At 64.8% G+C, this 3,326-nt stretch carries 4 protein-coding genes; 2 read left to right on the top strand and 2 right to left on the bottom strand.

What is annotated here, in order from left to right; genetic code table 11:
• Nucleotides 1-178: 178 nt before the first annotated feature.
• Nucleotides 179-1,228, bottom strand: a complete 1,050-nt coding sequence (locus VN856_RS00745; protein WP_325685220.1) for a phosphotransferase family protein — start codon at nucleotides 1,226-1,228, stop codon at nucleotides 179-181.
• Between the two features lie 83 nt (nucleotides 1,229-1,311).
• Here VN856_RS00745 and VN856_RS00740 point away from each other — a divergent pair, with 83 nt between their 5' ends.
• Complete coding sequence (locus VN856_RS00740) at nucleotides 1,312-2,151, top strand: alpha/beta hydrolase (protein WP_325685219.1); 840 nt, start codon at nucleotides 1,312-1,314, stop codon at nucleotides 2,149-2,151.
• Between the two features lie 39 nt (nucleotides 2,152-2,190).
• On the opposite strand, the gene VN856_RS00735 is transcribed toward VN856_RS00740, so the two are convergent.
• Nucleotides 2,191-2,754 carry a helix-turn-helix domain-containing protein gene (locus VN856_RS00735; protein WP_325685221.1) on the bottom strand — a complete coding sequence of 188 codons (564 nt, stop codon included), beginning with the start codon at nucleotides 2,752-2,754 and terminating at the stop codon, nucleotides 2,191-2,193.
• Between the two features lie 76 nt (nucleotides 2,755-2,830).
• On the opposite strand from VN856_RS00735, the gene VN856_RS00730 reads away from it, so the two are divergent.
• Nucleotides 2,831-3,326 (top strand): metal-dependent hydrolase (locus VN856_RS00730; protein ID WP_325685218.1); only part of this gene is annotated, 496 nt, incomplete at its 3' end.

Genomic DNA, 3,326 nt, shown 5'->3' with positions numbered 1-3,326 from the left:
TCACACCCGCCTCAGGGGCTTCACGACTTGGCACGTAGTGACTTTCTGTTTTGACGACGCATGCGATATCACCGAGTGGTGTGATATCGCATGTAGCCGCGTTTCTCAAACAGCGTGTGTCCCGGAGTCAGGTGCGCATGTGGCCCGTGTGGCTTGAGAAAAACCTGCGTCGTAGCGTCTAGCCGCGCACTGTCGAGATGGTCCATGCCGGCAGGATCGGTGCCCGGGTGAGGAAATGGTCGTGTTGGCCGATGCTGCGCAGCAGAGCCTGGGTGCGCATGATGCAGCAGCCCATTCGCGCCATCGCGAAAATCTCGTACCACTCCAGGGCGACCAGCGGGCGACCGATCATCTCCTCGAAGCGGTGGATGACCTGCGCGCGGCTGTCGAAACCCGGCAACTCGGGATCGGCGTCAATGCCGTTGACCTCCAACATCTGTCGGCGGGTGGCCAGCCACCACGCGAAATCGGTTTCGGCCGGGCACAGGCAGGCCTGTTCCCAGTCCAAAACGCCGACGATCTGGCCGTCGTCGCCGAAGATGGCGTTGGAAAGCCGGGCGTCGTTCCAGCACACCGCGGCGTCACCGCTCTGCTCCGGCTGGTGGCGCCGCAGCCAGTCGAACGCCTCGGTCATCACGTCCGGAATCTGGTTGTCGGTGCCCCAGGCCGCGTACTCCTGCCACCACGCCAGCTCCGCGGAAACGCCTGTGCCGGTTGGCCGGTGGAGCCAGGTCGCCTCGTCGACCGGGACGCGCTGCAACGCCGCGAGCGTCTCCAGGAACGAATCGTGGGCGCGACGCTGCACCTGCGGCCCCGCATCATGCAGCCATCCGCGGGTCGCATAGGTGGTGTCCGACGGGGTGTGCCCGACGATGCGCGGCATCACCAAAAACCTGGACCCGATCCACGACTCGTCGGGCTCGTAGTCGATCGGTGACGGTGTCGCGATCCCGTGCTGGTGCAGGAACTCCTGGGTACGCGTCTGCGCGTCCAGGTCGTACTCCGGGTAGATGCCGCCGCCCGCCGGAGGAATCCGCAGCACATACTCGCTGGAGTGGCCCGCCACGTCGGCGGCGAACACCAGGCTTTCGCTCGACCATCCGGCCGCGCGGTTCGCCGCTTTCAGCTCCGACACCGCCGCCTCGCCGCCGAATCGGTGGCTGAACCACGACTCGAGCCGGGCCCTGGTGTCCGCCAGATCGCGTTGAATGAGCGCGATGCCTGCCATGCCACCCAGATTTACACACGGTGGGTCAGATGTAAATGATCGATCCTTTACGTTTGAGACCCTGGCTGTAATACGCTCGCGGAGTGACTCCGCCGCAGCCACTCACCTTCGGCGCGATCGAGGACGCCTCGTTGCCGCTGGCGGTGCTTGCCCATGGCTTCCCGGACACGCCGTTCACCTGGCGTCACCTCGGGCCCGCTTTGACGCGCCGCGGCTATCGGGTGGTGGCGCCGTGGCTGCCCGGGTACGACGCCCCGATCGACCAACCGATCAGTGTCGGCACCTACGTTCGCCACCTGCTCGACGTACGTCGCCGCTACGACGCGGATGATCGCGCGCTCCTCGTCGGCCACGACTGGGGAGCGCAAGCCGGCTACGGGGTGGTCGCCACCGAGCCGGAAGCATTCGAATGCTTTGTCGCGCTGGCTGTTCCGCCGATCGCTGCGCTGGCTGCCGGATTGTTCAGCCATGCCCAACTCAAGCGGTCGTTCTACATCTACTTCATCCAGCAGGTCGGTATGGCGGAGGCCGCGTTGGTGGCGCCGGGGTTCTGGGAGTCGCTGTGGGCCGATTGGTCACCGGGCTATGACGCCGCCGCCGACATCGCCGAACTGCGGCGCTACGTGACTGCCGATAACATCGCGAACGTCGTTGGGCCGTATCGGGCTTCGTTCAATCCGCAATTCGCCGACCCGAACTCGGAAGCCGAAACCGCGGCCACCATGCAAACGCCGCCAGTACCGACGCTGTATCTGCACGGCGCCAACGACGGAGCGATCGGTGCTGACCTGCTCGGCGACCTCAGCCCGCACTTTCCGGCTGACGGATCCACTTTCGAGATCGTCGACGGCGTCGGACACTTCCTGCATCTGGAGAAGCCGGAGCTGATCGCCGCGAAGATCAGCAACTGGCTGGACGACTAGATATCGCATGTGGCACCGTTTCCACACCACAGGCGATGGTCAGCGTGAGGTGCAGGCGTGGCGGTTGTGACTCGCCCCCAGTCCGGCCGCGTGCCGTAGCTCAGCGAGGAACCGGTCCGGGGTGTCGTCACCGATTACATAGTGGCACACAGCGATTCGTACCACCGCTGACGCCGCGATCTCGGCATGCTCGCCACCGATGATCCGCGCGATGCGGTCACGCATGATCGGCAGCACGCGTCTCATCTGTTGCAGAATGTATTCGGGCTCGGTCTCGGCCAGCGAGCCCAGCGAGTAGCTGCTCTGGAAGTCGACCACGAATCGCAGTGCGGCGTCCATCCGGTCGGCCCCGGTCAATCCGGCGATCGCGGTGGCGATGCCGGCGTCGAAGTTGTCCTGCTCGTAGAGGCCGAACGCCTCGAGCAGTCCCTCTTTGGAGCCGAAGTAGCGATACAGCGTCGGGCGGGACACCTTGGCCTGCGCGGCCACGTCGGACAGCTGTAACCGCCGGCGGCCATCGCGCGCCAGCACGACGAAGGTGGCGGCAAGGATCCGTCGTCGCGTCGACTGCTCGGCGTCGGCGGTATGCCCGGAAGCCACCATGGTGTCCTTTACATCTAAGGGGTCAAATGTCACACTGAGCCTACCGCTGGCCCTGGTCGATTGAAAGGTAGCGACGGTGACCAACCTCGTGATCCGCAAGATCCCGTGGGAGTTCGACGCAAGCGTGCCGTTCATGTGGCAGCCCGACAACCCGAATTTCGGTCTGTTCTGCAATGCGTTCACCTTCATCGCCGTCCCCTTCGAGCGCTACATCGTCAGCGTGGTCCGCAAGGCTCAGGACAAACTGCGGGAGGACCCGCGCGTCGCCGCCGAGGCCGAGGCGTTTCTGCGGCAGGAAGCGCAGCACGCGTCCGCGCACCGCAAACACATGCTCGCGCTGGTGCAGCGCTACCCTGAACTCGAACGGTGCTACGAAGACGCCTGTCGCGCCTATGATCGGCTGCTCGAGGAGCAGCCGATCGAATTCCACGCCGCCTACATCGCCAACTTGGAGGCGACGTTCACGCCGCTGTTCAAAGTCATTCTGGACAACCGTGATTCGCTGTTCGGCGCGGGCGACCAGCGCGTCGCTTCGCTGATGATGTGGCACTTCGTCGAAGAGATCGAACACC

The sequence above is a fragment of the Mycobacterium sp. genome, from assembly GCF_035603715.1.
Taxonomy (GTDB): Bacteria; Actinomycetota; Actinomycetes; order Mycobacteriales; family Mycobacteriaceae; genus Mycobacterium.
Note: the sequence above shows the minus strand (reverse complement) of the source record. Positions and strands in the feature narration are given on the sequence as shown.